This window comes from Curtobacterium guangdongense, assembly GCF_049341845.1.
Lineage (GTDB): Bacteria > Actinomycetota > Actinomycetes > Actinomycetales > Microbacteriaceae > Curtobacterium > Curtobacterium guangdongense.
In genome coordinates, this window is sequence record NZ_JBMPIT010000006.1 from 69,362 (window position 1) to 85,918 (window position 16,557).

Sequence of the window (16,557 nt, forward strand, 5' to 3'; positions counted from 1 at the left end):
ATACGTGACCGACATCACCGTCCATCACCACCAGTTCGACATCGTCATCATCGGCGCGGGCGGCGCGGGCATGCGTGCCGCGATCGAAGCCGGCCCGAAGGCGAACACCGCGGTCATCTCGAAGCTGTACCCGACCCGCTCGCACACCGGTGCGGCGCAGGGCGGCATGGCGGCCGCGCTCGCGAACGTCGAAGAGGACTCGTGGGAGTGGCACACGTTCGACACGATCAAGGGCGGCGACTACCTGGTCGACCAGGACGCCGCCGAGATCCTGGCGAAGGAAGCCATCGACGCGGTCATCGACCTCGAGAACATGGGCCTGCCGTTCAACCGCACGCCCGAGGGCAAGATCGACCAGCGCCGCTTCGGTGGTCACACCCGCGACCACGGCAAGTCGCCCGTGCGCCGGGCCTGCTACGCCGCCGACCGCACGGGCCACATGATCCTGCAGACGCTGTTCCAGAACTGCGTGAAGCTCGGCGTGAACTTCTTCAACGAGTTCTACGCGCTCGACCTCATCATGGTGGACGTCGTCGGCGAGGACGGCGTCACCCGCAAGCAGCCCGCCGGCGTCGTCGCGTTCGAGCTCGCGACCGGCGAACTGCACGTCTTCCACGCCAAGGCGATGATCTTCGCCACCGGCGGCTTCGGCAAGATGTACAAGACCACGTCCAACGCGCACACCCTCACCGGTGACGGCGTCGGCATCGTGTGGCGCACGGGCTTGCCGCTCGAGGACATGGAGTTCTTCCAGTTCCACCCGACCGGGCTCGCCGGACTGGGCATCCTGCTCACCGAGGGCGCTCGCGGCGAGGGCGCGATCCTCCGCAACGCCTCTGGTGAGCGCTTCATGGAGCGCTACGCCCCCACCATCAAGGACCTCGCCCCTCGCGACATCGTGGCCAGGTGCATGGTGCAGGAAGTGGCAGAGGGCCGGGGCGCCGGTCCGAACAAGGACTACGTGCTGCTCGACTGCACCCACCTCGGTGCCGAGGTCCTCGAGACCAAGCTCCCGGACATCACCGAGTTCGCCCGCACCTACCTCGGCGTCGACCCCGTGACCGAGCCGGTGCCCGTGATGCCGACCGCGCACTACGCGATGGGCGGCATCCCGACGAACACCAACGCCGAGGTCCTGTCCGACAACGACCACGTCGTGCCGGGCATGTACGCCGCCGGCGAGTGCGCGTGCGTCTCCGTGCACGGGTCGAACCGTCTCGGCACCAACTCGCTCCTCGACATCAACGTCTTCGGCAAGCGGTCCGGCAACAACGCCGCCGAATGGGTCAAGACGGCGGAGTTCCTCCCCCTGCCCGAGGACCCGGCCGCGAACGTCCGCGGCATGCTCGAGCAGCTCCGCGCCTCCACCGGCACCGAACGCGTTGCCGCGCTCCGCAAGGAGCTGCAGGAGGAGATGGACAAGAACGCGCAGGTGTTCCGGACCGACGAGTCGCTCGCACGCGTCACCGAGACCATCCACACGCTCCGCAACCGGTACATGAACGTCGCCGTGCAGGACAAGGGCAAGCGCTTCAACACCGACCTGCTCGAGGCCGTCGAGCTCGGGTTCCTGCTCGACCTCGCCGAGGTCGTCGTCTACTCGGCACGCAACCGCAAGGAGTCCCGCGGCGGCCACATGCGCGACGACTACCCGAAGCGCGACGACGAGAACTACATGAAGCACACCATGGCGTACCTGACGGGCGACCCGCACTCGTCACTCGCCGACGACCACATCACGCTCGACTGGAAGCCCGTCGTCGTGACGCGGTACGAGCCGATGGAGAGGAAGTACTGATGACCGACACCCTGGTCTCCGGCGCCCCCCGCACCGACGCGGCGACAGCTCCTCCCGGGTCGTTCCCCGTCACGATCATCGTCCGACGCTTCGACCCGGACGTCGACGACGAGCCGCGGTGGCAGGACTTCGACGTCATGATGCTGCCGACCGACCGCATCCTCGACGCGCTGCACCAGATCAAGTGGGAGCAGGACGGGTCGCTGACCTTCCGCCGCTCCTGCGCGCACGGCGTCTGCGGCTCCGACGCGATGCGCATCAACGGGCGCAACCGTCTGGCCTGCAAGACCCTCATCAAGGACCTCGACGTGTCGAAGCCGATCTACGTCGAGGCGATCAAGGGTCTGCCGCTCGAGAAGGACCTCGTCGTCGACATGGAGCCGTTCTTCAAGTCCTTCCGAGAGGTCCAGCCGTTCCTGCAGGCGAACTCCACGCCGGAGAAGGGCAAGGAGCGCGTGCAGTCCGTCGCCGATCGCGCCCGCTTCGACGACACCACGAAGTGCATCCTCTGCGCAGCGTGCACGTCGTCCTGCCCGGTGTTCTGGACCGACGGCCAGTACTTCGGCCCCGCGGCGATCGTCAACGCGCACCGCTTCATCTTCGACTCGCGCGACGACGCGGCCGACGTGCGCCTCGACATCCTCAACGACAAGGAAGGCGTCTGGCGCTGCCGCACGACCTTCAACTGCACCGACGCCTGCCCCCGCGGCATCCAGGTCACCAAGGCGATCTCGGAGGTCAAGCAGGCGGTCATGCGTGGTCGGGCATAGGTCCGTCGCGGCACCAGGATCGGCAGAGGTCAGACCACTAGGCTCCCGCTCATGACGTTCGCGGACACCCGCCCCATCCTCGACCAGCTCGGCTACACGATCCGCTACGTGCAGCTCCCCGGGGAGACACTGCACGAGCCTCCCGTGGAGGGCGCACTGCGCCTCGTCCCGGCCGACGGCGCGGACACCTTCGCGCTCGAGGTCGTGGACTACGGCACCGCGCGGCGCCTGGCGACGGCTCGTGGCGAGTCGGACGCGGTCGAGATGCTCCGCCGGTTCCTGAACCGTCCCTTCCCCGCGCCGCGCGACATCCAGCGGTACGAGCTCGACGGGCTCCGCGACCGCGCGGCGTCGACGTACCCGCAGCTCGCTCAGCAGGTGTCGCAGGCGGGCCCGGACGGCCTCACCATCCAGATCCCGGCCGGTGTCCCGGTCGACCGGATCGGCGGCCCGGACGGGTACCTGCTGCACCCGCTCGACACCCCGATGCCGTCACGGTCGCTCCCCCCGCACGTCGCGGCGGCACCCGAGGTGCACCGCTACGTCGTCGACCGTCCGTTCCTGGTGTCCGTCCGGTTCGTGCAGCCGTGGTTCGAGCAGCCGGGTGGCGCGCTCCGCTTCCAGATCGCCGACCCGACCACGACCGTCCGCGACCTCGTCGTCGACGGGTCCCTGGTGCGCGTCCGCGCGGTCTGACGGCCAGCCCCAGCACGCAGAGAACCCCGTTCCGGACACCGAACCACGCAGCTGCGTGGTTCGGTGTCCGGAACGGGGTTTTTCGTCGTTCCGGGTCAGCCGCGACCGGGCTGGTCGAACCGCTGCCCCTCGGGCTTCGACGGCAGGATCGCCAGGATGATGAGGATGATCCCGCCGACGAACGGGATGAACCCGAGGAACCAGAACGGCCCGGCGAGGTTCGCGTCGTGCAGTCGGCGCCAGAACAGGGCGATCGACGGGACGAGGATGGCGAGGCCCCAGATGGTCGCGATGATCCCGACGATGACGTAGAGCGCCGATGGGCTCTGCATCGTCGACACGGTGCTGTACCCGTTCGACACGGTGGTCATCTGCGACGTCGCGGCACCCACACCGAGCAGGATGCCGAGCACGATGCTGATGATGCCGTTGGCGAGGTACCACCACCAGAACTCGCTACGGCTCGCACGGCCGTCGAACCGGGCGTACTTCTTGAAGAACCGGCGGACGGCTCCCCCGAAGGAGATCCCGTACCACGGTGCCCACAGCGGTGGCTCGCCATCAGGCCCCGTCGGTGCGGGCGCACCGTACTGCGGCGTGTGTCCGGCGGGCTGCTGCCCGTACGGACTGTCGGACGGGTACTGATCGGTCATGGTGGACCCCCTGGGTGTCGGCTGATACTCCTGTCAGAGTCAATCAGAACGGCACCCGTCCGTCCGAAGAAGTCTCGACTACCGCTGGTCGGGCCGGTCGTACTGTGCGCCGGACGGGTTCGGCGGGAGGCAGCCGAACACGATCCCGGCGAACCCGGCGGCGAACGTGATGAGCCAGAACGGGCCGGCGAGGTTCGCGTCGTGGACCCTGCGCCACCCGAGGGCGAGGCTCGGCACGATCGTCCCGAGCCCCCAGATCCCCCAGAGGAACAGCAGGCCGAACGCCCAGAACGGCGGCGCTCCGGTCGTGTGGCTGTACCCGTACTGGTCCGTCGTGCTGTTCGCGACGGCCCAGCTGAAGAGCGCGGCGAAGAATCCCCCGTAGAGGACGATCGTCACGATCACGTTCACGAGGAACCACCACCAGAACTCGCTCCGGCTCGCGCGGCCGTCGAAGCGCGCGTACTTCGTGAAGAAGCGCTTGACCGCACCGAGGAACCCGATGCCGTAGTGCGGCGCCCAGAGCGGGGGTTTCCCGTCGGGCCCGGTGGGGATCGGCGGGAACGTCGGGTACGGCTCCGCGTACTGCCGGTGCCCGTACGGCTGCTGCCACGGCTGGCCGTACTGCGGCTGGCCGTACTGGGGCTGCCCCCACTGCGGTCGGTCCCACTGCGGCGGACCGGGCTGCTGACCGGAGGGCCCGTCCTGTCCCTGCGTCGGATCGGTGTCACTCACGCTGTCCCCTGTCGTGCGTCGATCGGCGTCCGGCTCCGAGCGGGCCGGGTCAGCCGCGGTCCGGTCGGTCGTACTGCTGTCCCTGCGGGTTCGTCCCGAGCAGCCCGACGATGAGCGAGAACAGGACACCGATCGGCGGGATGATGAAGAGCAGCGCGAACAGGCCGCTGAGGTTCACGTCGTGCAGGCGTCGGACGGTCAGCGCGATGAACCCGAGCGCGCACGCCAGCGCCCACAGGCTGCTCAGCCCGTCGTCGGCGTTGTCGACGAACGGCAGCACGTTGAGGATGCCCCCGACGATACCGGTCGCCACGTTGCCAAGGACGTACCAGAGCGCCCAGAACCAGAACTCGCTGCGGCTGGCGCGCCCGTCGAAGCGGACGTACTTCTTCCAGAACCGCAGGAAGGCCTGCGGGAACGGGATCCCGTACCAGGGTGCCCAGAGCGGGGGCTGCCCCGAGGACGGCTGCTGGCCGTACGGATTCTGGCCGTGCGGGTTCTGGCCGTACGGGTTCTGGCTGTACTGGTTCTGCCCGTACGGGTTCTGGTTCGGCTGGCCGTACGGCGGATGCTGATCGCTCACATCGTGATCCTGGCACATCCTCAGGGAACGAGTGCGAGCTTCCCGCCGGGGTGCCCGGACTCCAGCAGTTCAGCAGCCTCTCGCGCCGACGCCAACGGGAACGTCCGCGCGACCAGCACGTCGAGCTGCCCTGCTCCCGCGAGGTCGACCAACCGCTGCCGGACGGAGTCCCGGAACGCCTTGCTCTCCGGCTGGGCACCGCCCACCGCCGGGAACCCGTCCGCCGCCGCCCTGGCCTGCGCGGCGATCGTGACGATGCGGCTCCGGTCGGCGACGAGTGCGAGCGACACGTCGACCGCCTCGTCGGTCCCGACGCAGTCGATCGCCACGTCGACCCCGGCGGGTGCGGCCTCACGCACGCGGTACTCGAGCCCGTCACCGTACGGCACCCACTCGCCGCCGTACCGCCGGACGGTCTCCGCTCCGCGCTCCGATGCGGTGCCGATCACCCGGGCGCCGAGCGGTCGGAGCAGCTGCAGGACGCTGAGCCCGACGGCGCCCGAGGCACCGTGGACGAGCACCGTGTCGTTGCCGGAAGCCCGGGTGACCCGGATCACGTCGGCCGCCGTGGCACCGGCGAGCAGCAGGTTCGCCGCCTCCGGGAACCCAAGCGATGCCGGCTTCCGGAAGACGTCGACCGCGGGCACCGTGAGCGATGCCGTCCATCCGCCGGAGATGCGGAAGGCCAGGACCTCGTCGCCGACCGAGAACGACACGTCGGGTCCGACGGCGGAGATGATCCCGGCGACCTCGTAGCCGATCGGCATCGGGTACGCGGAGGACTCGGCTCCGTGGGTGTGCTTCGTGTCGGCGGGGTTCATGCCGGCGGCGCGCACCTCGATCGTGACCTCACCGGGCCCCGGCGCCGGGACCTCCACGTCGATCGATTCCAGGACCTCGCTGCCGCCGGGGCGCGGCGCCACCCACTGTGTCGTCATGTCCCGGACGGTACGCGCCGCCCTGGACAGGAGTCCGAGACGGACGGGAAACCCGATGTCAGCATGCAATATGTGAAATTGCGTGTGCATGTAAAGAATGGCATGCTCGACCGGTCCCTCGTCTTCTCAGGAGCTCCCGTATGTCTTCACCTCCGTCCCAGGCTGTCCGCCGTGCTGTCGCCGCGTCCCTCGCGGTCACGCTCAGCGCGCTCGGCGCCGTCGTCCTCTCGCCATCCGCACCCGCGTCTGCGTCGGCGGCTCCGGCCACGATGGCTTCGTCCGAGCAGGCGGCGTCGACCGGTCCACTCGAGGCGCGCGAGCCGAACGTCCTGTTCTCGGACGGGTTCGAGCACGACATGGACACGACGCCGAAGATGATCGACCAGTACACCTCGGCCACCGGCGAACGATACGACGCCGACGCCTTCTGGAAGAGCGCGGCCGCCTGCAACGGCATCATCACGAGCAAGACCTCGGCGAACCTCGGCGCGTGCAACGTGAACGGGTACCTCCGGACCCTCGCCGGCGTCCTCGGCGAGGTCACCGGCCAGGACCCGGACACGAACCACGCCGTGTCGGCCTACACGCAGGGCGACCCGGTGAAGGGCAGCAAGGTCCAGCTGCGGACCGTCCAGCCGATCGCCGTCGACGCCAAGGGGCGGTACCTGTCGTTCGGCGTCGCTGCTGCGGCGATGAGCTGCTCCGCGGGGGCGCCGCTCCTCAAGTTCTCGCTGGTCGACGGTGCGAACACGTACCCGACGGCCGACCAGCCGATCAACGTCTGCACGGATCCCTCGTCGCAGCAGTTCGCGGACGGGGTGAAGGCCGGCAAGTTCGTCAGCAAGGGCGGACTGCTCTTCACCGGCGAGGACGTGGGCATCCTGCTCGAGAACGAGTACGAGAGCGGCCTCGGCAACGACGGCGCGTTCGATGACGTGACGATCGTGGACTCGACGCCGACGCTCGGGTACTCGTTCGCGGCCGGTGAGCACATCGTGGGGGACACGGTGCCGTTCACGATGACGGTGGTGAACACGACCGAGCACGGGCAGAAGCTCGGCTGGTCGTTCGAGCAGCGGCTCCCTTCGGGGATCGACCTCGCGTCCGACCCGAACCTCCGCACCACGTGCGCCGATGGTGACGTGGCGCTCGACGGCCGTACGGTCACGGCGTCGGGTGACCTGAAGACCGGGGAGGCGTCCTGCACGGTCACCCTCGACGTCACCGCGACGAAGGCGGCGACGACGACGTTCGCGCCCGATTCGATGACCGCGTCGAACGGTGTGCTCGCGCCCGCCGCGGCAGACGTGACGTTCGTCCCCGAAGCGAACGCCCTCACCGCGACCGAGGCCGGCCGGGTCCTCGGCGGCAACGGTGACGATGTCGCGGACCTCGGCGAGGAGGTCGTGTTCGACACCACGGTCCAGAACGAGGGCAACGTCCTCGTCCGGAACCTCACGGTGAGCGGTTCCCACGGCGACGTGACCTGCGCGGACACGACGCTCGCCCCGGGCGCGTCGACGACGTGCTCGACCGAGCCGGAGTCGGTGACGCAGGACGACATCGATGCCGGCGGGATCGCCGACGCCGTGTCCACCGCCGCGACCTCGCGTCTGGGCGCTGCCGTCGCCGCGCCGATGGCCCAGGCGTTCATCCCGACGACCGTCGCGGACGCCCGCATCGGCCTGGAACTCTCCACGACCGCGACGGCCCCCGAGGTCGGCGACCGGATCGACGTCACCGCCCGGATGAGCAACATCGGGAACGTGTCGATGTCCGCAGCGGAGGTCATCGCGACTGCGCCGGTCGGTGTCAACTTCGAGTGCGCGTCGCGGACGGTCGCGCCCGGCGCGTCGATCGACTGCACCGCCCGCGGCTACACGGTCACGCAGGCCGACGTCGACCGCGGCGCGATCGGATTCACCGCGACCGGCACCATGCGCTCCGGTGCCGGCGCGACGGTCCCCACCGACCGGCAGACCCTGACGGTCCCGACCGTCGCCGCGGCGCCGTCGATCTCGGTGGCCGCGTCGAACGACGCCGGGAAGGTTCCGGCGGTCGGTGTCGTCGTCACGGTGCGTGCGGCGGTGGAGAACACCGGCAACACCACGATCACGGACCTCGCCGCGACCCTGACCGGACGGGATGGTCTCGTCGGCACCTGCCCCGCCGCCACGCTCGCGCCGGGTGCGTCGACGGCGTGCGTGTTCACCGGGTACGTCCTCACCCAGCAGGACATCGACGGCGGTTCGGTCCGCTTCGCCGCGACCGTGACCGGCACCGACGCACGCGGCACCGCCGTCACGAAGGGCGACGACACGTCGGTGACGATCCCGGCCGATGGTCGCGTCGACGTCGCGAGCACCATCGCGATCGGCGGCGACTCCGCCCGACCTGTCACCGGTGACACCGTGAACATGCGGTTCGTCGTGTCGAACCCCGGCTCCGTCACCCTGACCGGCATCCGCACCACGGTCGTCGACCACGACGGCATCCAGGTCACCTGCCCGACCGACAACCTCGCCCCCGGGCAGCAGGTCACCTGCACGGCGACGACGACTCTGTCCCAGGCCGACGTCGACGCCGGATCGATCACCTACGAAGCCGCCGTCACCGCAACCACCCCCGCCGGGGAACCGGTCCGCGCATCCGACCCGGCCACCGCCCCGATCGCCGCGACCCCCGCCGCAACCCTCGCCGTCTCCGCGTCGGCCGGTGCTGGCGACGTGCCCGCCGTCGGTGACGAGGTCGTCGTGACCGCGGTCGTGGAGAACATCGGCAACGTCACCATCACCGCGCCCACGTTCACCGTCGCCGGCCACCCCGGTCTGACCGCCACCTGCCCGACCGACACGATCGCACCCGGCGCGACGGTGACGTGCGAGCTCCGCGGTGAGCAGCTCACCCAGCAGAACATCGACGCCGGCCGGGTCGGCTACGACGTCGCGCTCGCCGCGACGGGTCCGAAGGACGCCGAGGTGACCGCCACGGACAGCGACGCGATCGTGATCCCGGCAGCACCCGCCGCCACACTCACCATGCACGCCGAGCTTCCCGGCGACGTCGAACGACCGATGGCCGGCGACTCGGTGGACGTCACCGTCACCGCAGCCAACACCGGCACCGTCACCCTGACCGACACCACCGTCGCCCTCACCGGCATCGACGGCAAGGTCACCTGCGCGGACGCCACCCTCGCGCCGGGCGCGTCGACGGAGTGCACCGCGAAGGGCGTCACGCTCACCCAGGCGGACATCGACGGCGGACACCTCACCATCGACGCGCACCTGACCGCGACCGCACCCTCGGGTGCCGGCACCACCACGGACGCCTCGGCGACCATCGAGCTCGCCGCCGCCTCCGGCGCCGAGGTCCAGGTCGAGGCGATCTTCGACGGGCCGCGTGAGCAGCTCGGCGTCGGCGACACGATCGACGCCCGCGTGACGGTCACGAACACCGGCAACTCCACGATCACCGACCCCACGGCCGGGATCGAGGGCGTCGAGGGCACCACCGTCTGCGACGCGGACACGATCGCGCCCGGCGACTCCGTCGAGTGCATCGTCACGGGTCGCACGATCACCCAGGACGACGTCGAGACCGGAGCAGTGTCCTACCTGATCACCGCGACCGCCACCGACCCGCACGGCACCGTCGTTTCGGCCGATGGCACCGTCCGGGTCGAGGTCGCGGCGAACCCGTCCCTCACGGTCCGCGTCGAGCCGAAGCTCCTCGCCGACGGCCGCGACGTCGTCCGTCCGGGCGACCGCATCGAGGCCACCGTCACCGTGACGAACACCGGCAACCTGCAGGTCGACCGTCCCGGCGCGACGATGGCCCCGGCCGGGGACCTCACCTGCAGCAGCGACGCACCGCTGCTGCCCGGTGGGTCCGTGCGCTGCGACCTCGCAGAACCCTACGTGGTCACCGAGGCCGACGCGGCCGCCGGCAAGGTCCGGTTCGTCACCAAGGCCGGCGGTTGGGTGATCCGCGCGGGCGCTCCGGAACTCGTCGGCCCGTCCGCGAAGGCGATGCCGTCGATCGAGCGCACCATCCACATCCAGAGCAAGGCGTTCACGACCGACATCCGCGCCGAGGCGACCCCGCTGGAACTCGCGTTCACCGGCGCCGAGGGGCTCGTCCCCGCAACGATCATCGCGGCCCTCGCGATCATCGTCGGCCTCAGCGCGATCGCCGTCCGCCGCGCCACGCGGCGCGGCACCGGCCGGCACGCCGGCGGTCACACCACCGACTGACGCCACCAACGCACTGGACACAGCCAGGAGGCCCGGTGCGGTTCCGTGACGGAACCGCACCGGGCCTCCTGGCCGTTTCTTGCGACTGCTCGACGTTACGAGCGCGCGACGCGCACGCGGTCCGCGAACGCCGCGTGCAGCGGGTGCTCCACACCCAGACCCGTGATCTCGGTCACGACGTCGGCATCCGACTTGTCGGACGCGAGCAGCGCCTGCAGCTCGACGCTCTGCTCGTCGTCGGGGACGTCGAAGCGGAGCGCAGCGCCCATCGCGTCGAGGAGCGCGACCGGCTCGGTGCCGTCCTCCGCGAGAGCCGCTGCCGGCGAGACGAAGCGCTCGTCGCGGGAGAGCTTGCGGAGCGGCTGCCGACCGACACGGGTGACCGTGTCCGGCAGGTGCGGGTTCTCGAACCGACCGATGATCGCCTCGACGTAGGCGCGGTGCACCTCGGGGTCGATCTCGTGGCGACGGACGAGGAGGTCGCTCGTCTCGGCGAGCACCGACTCGAGCTCGGACCGGACCGCGGGGATCGCGATGGCGTCGGAGATCTTGTCCGCTCCCGCGAGGAACCCGTGGTACGCGACGGTGGCGTGCCCGGTGTTCACCGTGAAGAGCTTCCGCTCGATCGACGCCGCGAGGCCGTCGACGTAGTGCACGCCGGGGATCTCCGGCTCGGTTCCCCCGAACGGCGTGCGGTCGATGGCCCACTCGAAGTACGTCTCGACGGTGACGTCGAGGCCGGCACCCTCCGGCTGGGCCGGGACGATGCGGTCGACGGCGGTGTTCGCGAAGACGGCCTTCGCGAGTGCCTGGTCGCGGGTGTCCGACGGCAGCGCGTCGACGATGAACTCGCGGAGGCGGTCCGTCGCGTTTATGGCGTTCTCGCACGCCATCACGGCGATCGGCGCGGCGTCGGCCGGACGGGCCTGCAGCGCCGCGGCGATCACGGGGGCGATGAACTTCAGGACGTTCGGACCGACGGCGCACGTGACGATGTCCGCTGCCGCGATCTCGGCGACCACGGCTGCTTCGTCCTGGGCGCTGTTGAGCGCACGGAAGTCGGTGACCTCGTGGTCGCGGGCACCGGCACCGACCTCGTGCACGGTGTACGACTCGGCGGCGGCCAGGGCGTCGATCAGCGGCGCGGCGACGTCGGCGAAGACGACCTCGTAGCCGGCCTCGTGCAGGAGCAGCCCGACGAAGCCGCGGCCGATGTTCCCCGCGCCGAAGTGGACGGCGGTGCGCTGGTCGGTCACTCGTTGACCTCGCCGAGGATGGCCAGGATCGCGGCGACGTCGGGGGCGTCGGTGAGCGCCTGGACCTGGTCCTCGTCGGAGAACACGATCGCGATCTTGGACAGGATGTCGAGGTGCTCGTTGTTCACCCCGGCGATGCCGACGACGAAGCGGACCTCGTTGCCGTCCCAGTCGATCGGGGCGGCGTAGCGGATGAACGACAGCGCGGACGACTTGATGGCGTCCTTCGCGTCGTTGGTGCCGTGCGGGATGGCGAGGAAGTTGCCCATGTACGTCGAGACGCTCTTCTCGCGCTCGAGCATCGCCGGGTAGTACTCACCGGTGACCGCGCCTGCAGCCTCGAGGATCTCGGCCGCCTCCTTCATCGCTTCCGACTTGGTCGGAGCGGTGTCCTCGGCGTGGATGCGGATCTGGCTCTCCTGCAGGACGGGCATGGGTGTTCTCCTTGCTTCGTGGACGTGGTGGAGGGGGCAGGCCGTGGCCCACCCCCTCCGATACTGCACTGCGTTACTGGTTCTTGAGCTGTTCGACGACCTGGTCGTACTGCGGCGCGTTCATGAAGTTGCCGACCGACACGTGCTGTGCGTTCGGGGTCTTCTGCTTGGCGCGGTCCGTCAGCTCTTCCTGCGTGATGACGAGGTCCTCGTCGCCGGACAGGTTCGCGATGGCCTTGTTGACGACGGTGACGCCCTCGATGCCGGCCTTCTTGATCTTGTTGCGGAGGACGCTCGCACCCATGGCGCTCGAGCCCATGCCGGCGTCGCAGGCGAACACCACGTTCTCGACCCGGGTTGCGGTCGTGGTGCCGCCGACGGCAGCTGCCTCGTCGGCGTTCGCCGGAGCGTTGCCGCCGAAGAGGCCGGCGGTCGCCGCGTTGGCGTCACGGCCCTTGGTGGCCTGCATCTTGTCGAAGGCTGCTGCCATGTCGCCGCCGCCGGACGCGAGGTCGCGCTTGCGGGTGGCGATGAGGAAGAACGACGCCACGGCGAAGGACACCGCTGCGGAGAAGAGCACGGACAGGATGACGCCGACGAAGCTGTCCTTCGCGGTCGCACCGAGCACGGCGAAGATCGACCCGGGCGATGCGGGAGCGACGAGGCCGGAGTGGAACGCCACGTTGGTCGCGACACCGGTCGCACCACCGAGGATGACGGCGATGAACAGAACCGGCTTCTGCAGCACGTACGGGAAGTAGATCTCGTGGATGCCACCGAAGAACTGGATGATGATCGCGCCGGGAGCGGTCGAGCGGGCGATGCCGACACCGAAGAAGGTGAAGGCGAGGAGGATGCCGAGACCGGGGCCGGGGTTCGCCTCGAGGAGGAACAGGATGGACTTGCCGGACGCCTGCACCTGCTGCGCGCCGAGCTGGTCGAGCACACCGTGGTTGATCGCGTTGTTGAGGAAGAACACCTTCGCCGGCTCGATGATGACGCTCGCGAGCGGCAGCAGCGAGTGCTGGACGAGGAAGTTCACCGCGGCACCGAGACCCTCGGCGATGAGCTTGAACAGCGGGGCGAGCCAGAAGAACCCGATCATCGCGAGCACGAAGCCGAGGATGCCGGCCGCGTAGTTGTTCACGAGCATCTCGAAGCCCGGCTTGATCTTGCCGTCCCAGATCTTGTCGATCTGCTTGATGAGGTACGCGCCGAGCGGACCACAGATCATCGCGCCGAGGATCATCGTGGTGCCGTTGGCGCCGATGATGACACCCATGGTCATGATCGATCCCACGACGGCGCCGCGGGTCTCGTAGACCATCCGGCCACCCTGGATCGCGATCGCGAGCGGGATGAGGTAGGTCAGGATCGGTCCGACGAGGCCGATGTTGGCCACGCCGTTCGTCTCGCCGAACCCGCCGAGGATGCCCACGGGGGTCCAGCCGGTCTCGATGAAGAAGGCGGTGATGATGCCCCACGCGATGAAGATCGCGATGTTGGGCATGACCATGCCGGAGAGGAACGTGCCGAACTTCTGAACGGCGACGCGTGCGCCGCCCCGCGACTTCGCGGGGGCGTCGGGCGCTGCAACGGACGACGTTGTCATGTGCGGTGACTTTCTGTGTGGTGGTGCTGCTGCTGTGTCAGGGAGGGGTGGTGCGGGTGGGCTCAGACGGCGTGCGCGGCCGCGGCGGCGGACTTGGCTGCTGCCGCCGTGGACGCGGCGAGTGCCGCCTGGGCCATCTCGCGGGCCTCGTCGAGGGTGTGCTTGCCGAGCTCGGCACGCACGTCGGCGAGGGCTGCGGGGGTCATGGAGAGGGTGGTGGCGCCGAGTCCGACGAGGACGACGGCGAGGAGCGGGTCGGCCGCGGCCTCGCCGCAGATGCCGACGGGCTTCGACGCGCCGACGCCGGCGGTGCCGAGCTGCGCGACGAGACGGAGGACCGCGGGGTGCCACGGGTCCTGGTAGCTCGCGACGGTGCCGAGCATGCGGTCGGCCGCCATCGTGTACTGGGTCAGGTCGTTCGTGCCGATCGACACGAAGTCCGCCGATTGGAACACCTGCTCGGCCATCAGCGCGAGCGAGGGCACCTCGGCCATCACGCCGGCGGTCCGGATGCCGAGCTCCCGGGCCAGGTCGACGAAGTACTCGGTCTCCTCGGCGTCGGCGACCATCGGGGCCATCACCCAGAGGTCCGCCTCGGTCTCGGCGTCGGCCTGGGCGAGCGCGGTGAGCTGGTCGCGGAGGACCTCGGGGTGGTTCCGGAGCGCACGGAGCCCGCGGCGTCCGAGCGCCGGGTTCTCCTCGTCCTTGTCGGTGAGGAACGGCAGCGGCTTGTCGGCGCCGGCGTCGAGCGCACGGACGACGACCTTCTTGCCGGGGAACGCGGCGAGGAGCTGCTTGTACGACTCCTTCTGCTCGTCGACCGTCGGGGCCTTCGGCGAGTCGAGGAAGAGGAACTCGGTGCGGAAGAGCCCCACGCCCTCCGCACCGAGAGCGACGGCGCCGACGGCGTCTGCCGGGCTCCCGAGGTTGGCGAGGAGCGGCACGACGTGGCCGTCGGCGAGGGCACCAGCGGTGAGGGGTGCTGCGGCTGCGGCGAGGCGGTCGGCGATGCGCTGCTCGACGTCGGCGACGAGGTCGGCGGACGGGTCGGTGACGACGGTGCCGGCAGCGGCGTCGACGACGACCGCCTGGCCGTCGGTGAGGTCGTCGGCACCGGTGACACCGACGATCGCGGTGATGCCCTTGGCGCGGGCGAGGATCGCGGTGTGCGAGGTGGGGCCACCGTCACGCGTGACGAGGGCGAGGACCTTGTCGAGGTCGAGGAGTGCGGTGTCGGCAGGGGCGAGGTCGCGGGCGACGAGCACGAAGGGGGTGTCCGACTCGGGCACACCGGGTGCGTGCACGCCGCGGAGCTTGGCGATGATGCGCTGGGCGACGTCGTCGAGGTCGGTCGCGCGCTCCCCCATGTAGCCGCCCATCGAGACGAGCAGGTCACGGAACTGCCCGAACGCCTCGAACACCGCGCGCTCGGCGTTGGTGCCGCCGTCGATGCGGGAGTGCACGTCGTCGAGGAGCGTGGGGTCCTGCGCCATGAGCGCCTGCGCCTCGAGCACGGCCTGGGCGTCGCCGCCGGCGAGCTGTCCGCGCTTGGTGAGGTCCTCCGCCACCGCGGCGAGCGCTTCGTGCACCGCCTGCTTCGCGTCGTCCGCCGAGCCCTCGAGCGCCGCGGTCGACGGTTCGCCGAGCGGGTCCGCCATCCGGAGCACGGGGCCGTGGGCAACGCCGCGGCCGACGCCGGTTCCGAGCAGTTCGGACATTCGAGACTCCTTCATCTCACGCGCGCTTGCGGTGGGGGCTGGTGGTTCGGTGCACAGCGACACGAACGGACCACGCCCGTGCGGCTTGGCAGCACACTACATCGATCCGCGTTGACAAACAAACACATCCGGGGATAAAAATGCACAAACAGATGCCCGTTTCGGTCTGAGCCGCCCCCAGTTCGGGCGTCGATCCCGACGATCACCCCCGTCCGTGCCCGTTCCGATCCGTTCGGCACCGGACCGCTCCCCCGACACCCTCCGAGACACCGAGGTCCGATGTACGCACCAGAGCGCCACCAGCGCATCGTCGAGCAGGCGCGCGCCAACGGCCGGGTCGACGTCAAGGACCTCGCCGAGCTGCTCGAGGTCACGCCGGAGACGATCCGGCGCGACCTGACGTCGCTCGAGCGTCGCGGCCTCGTCCGCCGGGCGCACGGTGGTGCGATCCCCGTCGAGCGGATCACCCTGCACCCCGGTGTCGGCGACCGCGGCGGCATCAACCAGGCCGAGAAGATGGTCATCGCCGAGGCCGCGCTCGAGGAACTGCCGGAGAACGGCTCGATCATGATCGACGCCGGCACGTCGACGATCTGCCTCGCCGAGATGCTCCCCACCGACCGCGGCCTGACCGTCGTCACGCACTCGCTCCCCGTCGCGATGGCCGTCGCCAACCGCCCGGGGATCGACCTCCACCTGCTCGGCGGCAACATCCGTAGCGACTCGCTCGCCGGAGTCGGCACCTGGACGCACCAGCTCATCGGCATGGTGAGCGTCGACGTCGCCTTCATCAGCATCAACGGCATCACGCCGGAGCGCGGCCTCACGACGCACAACATGGCCGAGGCCGCCGTGAAGAGCGCCATGATCAAGTCGGCGCGCCGGAGCATCCTGCTGGCCGACCACACGAAGTTCGGCCGGGAGGAGTTCGGTCGGGTCGCCCCGCTGGCCGCGATCGACACGATCATCACCGACCCCGCCGTCAACCTGGACCTCGTCCGCGAGGTCGAGGCAGCGGGTACCGAGGTCTTCTGGCCCGGCCGTCCCTGACCGCCCGCCCGGTTCCGTCCGCCCCCTGCTCGCTACCATGAGCGCACCACCCATCGAC

Annotated in this window: 13 protein-coding genes; 5 read left to right on the forward strand and 8 right to left on the reverse strand. The window is 69.9% G+C overall.

Going from position 1 to position 16,557, the window contains the following annotated elements:
* The first annotated feature begins 4 nt into the window (after positions 1-4).
* Genes sdhA through ACO0E1_RS10570 form a run of 3 tightly spaced genes read left to right on the forward strand, consistent with a single transcriptional unit; the run spans position 5 to position 3,264 of the window.
* Positions 5-1,798 carry a succinate dehydrogenase flavoprotein subunit gene (gene sdhA, locus ACO0E1_RS10560; protein ID WP_413601547.1) on the forward strand — a complete coding sequence of 598 codons (1,794 nt, stop codon included), beginning with the start codon at positions 5-7 and terminating at the stop codon, positions 1,796-1,798.
* Entirely contained in the window at positions 1,798-2,568 is a 771-nt protein-coding gene (locus tag ACO0E1_RS10565) for a succinate dehydrogenase iron-sulfur subunit (RefSeq protein WP_422874148.1), read from the forward strand. Before sdhA ends, ACO0E1_RS10565 begins: the two co-directional genes overlap by 1 nt.
* 51 nt (positions 2,569-2,619) lie before the next feature.
* Positions 2,620-3,264 (forward strand): TNT domain-containing protein, encoded by a 645-nt coding sequence (locus tag ACO0E1_RS10570; protein ID WP_422874149.1) that lies wholly within the window; start codon positions 2,620-2,622, stop codon positions 3,262-3,264.
* Positions 3,265-3,359: 95 nt separating this feature from the next.
* Here ACO0E1_RS10570 and ACO0E1_RS10575 read toward each other — a convergent pair whose 3' ends face one another.
* The 4 genes from ACO0E1_RS10575 to ACO0E1_RS10590 all read right to left on the reverse strand — a co-directional run bounded on the left by ACO0E1_RS10575 (position 3,360) and on the right by ACO0E1_RS10590 (position 6,173).
* The gene (locus ACO0E1_RS10575) at positions 3,360-3,917 is read right to left on the reverse strand and encodes a DUF805 domain-containing protein (protein WP_422874150.1); all 558 of its coding nucleotides are present in this window, start codon (positions 3,915-3,917) and stop codon (positions 3,360-3,362) included.
* A 78-nt stretch (positions 3,918-3,995) separates the two neighbouring features.
* Positions 3,996-4,652 (reverse strand): DUF805 domain-containing protein, encoded by a 657-nt coding sequence (locus ACO0E1_RS10580; protein WP_422874151.1) that lies wholly within the window; start codon positions 4,650-4,652, stop codon positions 3,996-3,998.
* Between the two features lie 49 nt (positions 4,653-4,701).
* Positions 4,702-5,235: a DUF805 domain-containing protein gene (locus ACO0E1_RS10585; protein ID WP_422874152.1), complete on the reverse strand. Its 534-nt coding sequence runs from the start codon at positions 5,233-5,235 to the stop codon at positions 4,702-4,704.
* A 20-nt stretch (positions 5,236-5,255) separates the two neighbouring features.
* Positions 5,256-6,173 carry an NADP-dependent oxidoreductase gene (locus ACO0E1_RS10590; RefSeq protein WP_422874153.1) on the reverse strand — a complete coding sequence of 306 codons (918 nt, stop codon included), beginning with the start codon at positions 6,171-6,173 and terminating at the stop codon, positions 5,256-5,258.
* A 140-nt stretch (positions 6,174-6,313) separates the two neighbouring features.
* On the opposite strand from ACO0E1_RS10590, the gene ACO0E1_RS10595 reads away from it, so the two are divergent.
* Positions 6,314-10,429 carry a DUF7507 domain-containing protein gene (locus tag ACO0E1_RS10595; protein ID WP_422874154.1) on the forward strand — a complete coding sequence of 1,372 codons (4,116 nt, stop codon included), beginning with the start codon at positions 6,314-6,316 and terminating at the stop codon, positions 10,427-10,429.
* Between the two features lie 95 nt (positions 10,430-10,524).
* Here ACO0E1_RS10595 and ACO0E1_RS10600 read toward each other — a convergent pair whose 3' ends face one another.
* From ACO0E1_RS10600 to ptsP, 4 genes are all read right to left on the reverse strand, one after another.
* The gene (locus ACO0E1_RS10600) at positions 10,525-11,685 is read right to left on the reverse strand and encodes a mannitol-1-phosphate 5-dehydrogenase (protein ID WP_422874155.1); all 1,161 of its coding nucleotides are present in this window, start codon (positions 11,683-11,685) and stop codon (positions 10,525-10,527) included.
* Positions 11,682-12,119, reverse strand: a complete 438-nt coding sequence (locus tag ACO0E1_RS10605; protein WP_281265048.1) for a PTS mannitol transporter subunit IIA — start codon at positions 12,117-12,119, stop codon at positions 11,682-11,684. Before ACO0E1_RS10605 ends, ACO0E1_RS10600 begins: the two co-directional genes overlap by 4 nt.
* A 73-nt stretch (positions 12,120-12,192) precedes the next feature.
* On the reverse strand, positions 12,193-13,731 hold the full coding sequence (locus ACO0E1_RS10610) for a PTS mannitol transporter subunit IIBC (protein WP_281265049.1): 1,539 nt from the start codon (positions 13,729-13,731) through the stop codon (positions 12,193-12,195).
* A gap of 62 nt (positions 13,732-13,793) precedes the next feature.
* Positions 13,794-15,449: a phosphoenolpyruvate--protein phosphotransferase gene (gene ptsP / locus ACO0E1_RS10615; RefSeq protein WP_422874156.1), complete on the reverse strand. Its 1,656-nt coding sequence runs from the start codon at positions 15,447-15,449 to the stop codon at positions 13,794-13,796.
* A 279-nt stretch (positions 15,450-15,728) separates the two neighbouring features.
* On the opposite strand from ptsP, the gene ACO0E1_RS10620 reads away from it, so the two are divergent.
* Positions 15,729-16,499, forward strand: coding sequence for a DeoR/GlpR family DNA-binding transcription regulator (locus ACO0E1_RS10620; RefSeq protein WP_281265051.1), 771 nt, complete (start codon positions 15,729-15,731; stop codon positions 16,497-16,499).
* The last annotated feature ends 58 nt before the right edge of the window (positions 16,500-16,557 follow it).

What these genes read in the sequence shown, in the direction of transcription:
- ACO0E1_RS10565 (WP_422874148.1), top strand. Translation starts at nt 1,798, where the DNA reads ATGACCGACACCCTGGTCTCCGGCGCCCCCCGCACCGACGCGGCGACA.
- ACO0E1_RS10570 (WP_422874149.1), top strand. Translation starts at nt 2,620, where the DNA reads ATGACGTTCGCGGACACCCGCCCCATCCTCGACCAGCTCGGCTACACG.
- ACO0E1_RS10575 (WP_422874150.1), bottom strand. Translation starts at nt 3,917, where the DNA reads ATGACCGATCAGTACCCGTCCGACAGTCCGTACGGGCAGCAGCCCGCC.
- ACO0E1_RS10590 (WP_422874153.1), bottom strand. Translation starts at nt 6,173, where the DNA reads ATGACGACACAGTGGGTGGCGCCGCGCCCCGGCGGCAGCGAGGTCCTG.
- ACO0E1_RS10595 (WP_422874154.1), top strand. Translation starts at nt 6,314, where the DNA reads ATGTCTTCACCTCCGTCCCAGGCTGTCCGCCGTGCTGTCGCCGCGTCC.
- ACO0E1_RS10605 (WP_281265048.1), bottom strand. Translation starts at nt 12,119, where the DNA reads ATGCCCGTCCTGCAGGAGAGCCAGATCCGCATCCACGCCGAGGACACC.
- ACO0E1_RS10610 (WP_281265049.1), bottom strand. Translation starts at nt 13,731, where the DNA reads ATGACAACGTCGTCCGTTGCAGCGCCCGACGCCCCCGCGAAGTCGCGG.
- ptsP (WP_422874156.1), bottom strand. Translation starts at nt 15,449, where the DNA reads ATGTCCGAACTGCTCGGAACCGGCGTCGGCCGCGGCGTTGCCCACGGC.
- ACO0E1_RS10620 (WP_281265051.1), top strand. Translation starts at nt 15,729, where the DNA reads ATGTACGCACCAGAGCGCCACCAGCGCATCGTCGAGCAGGCGCGCGCC.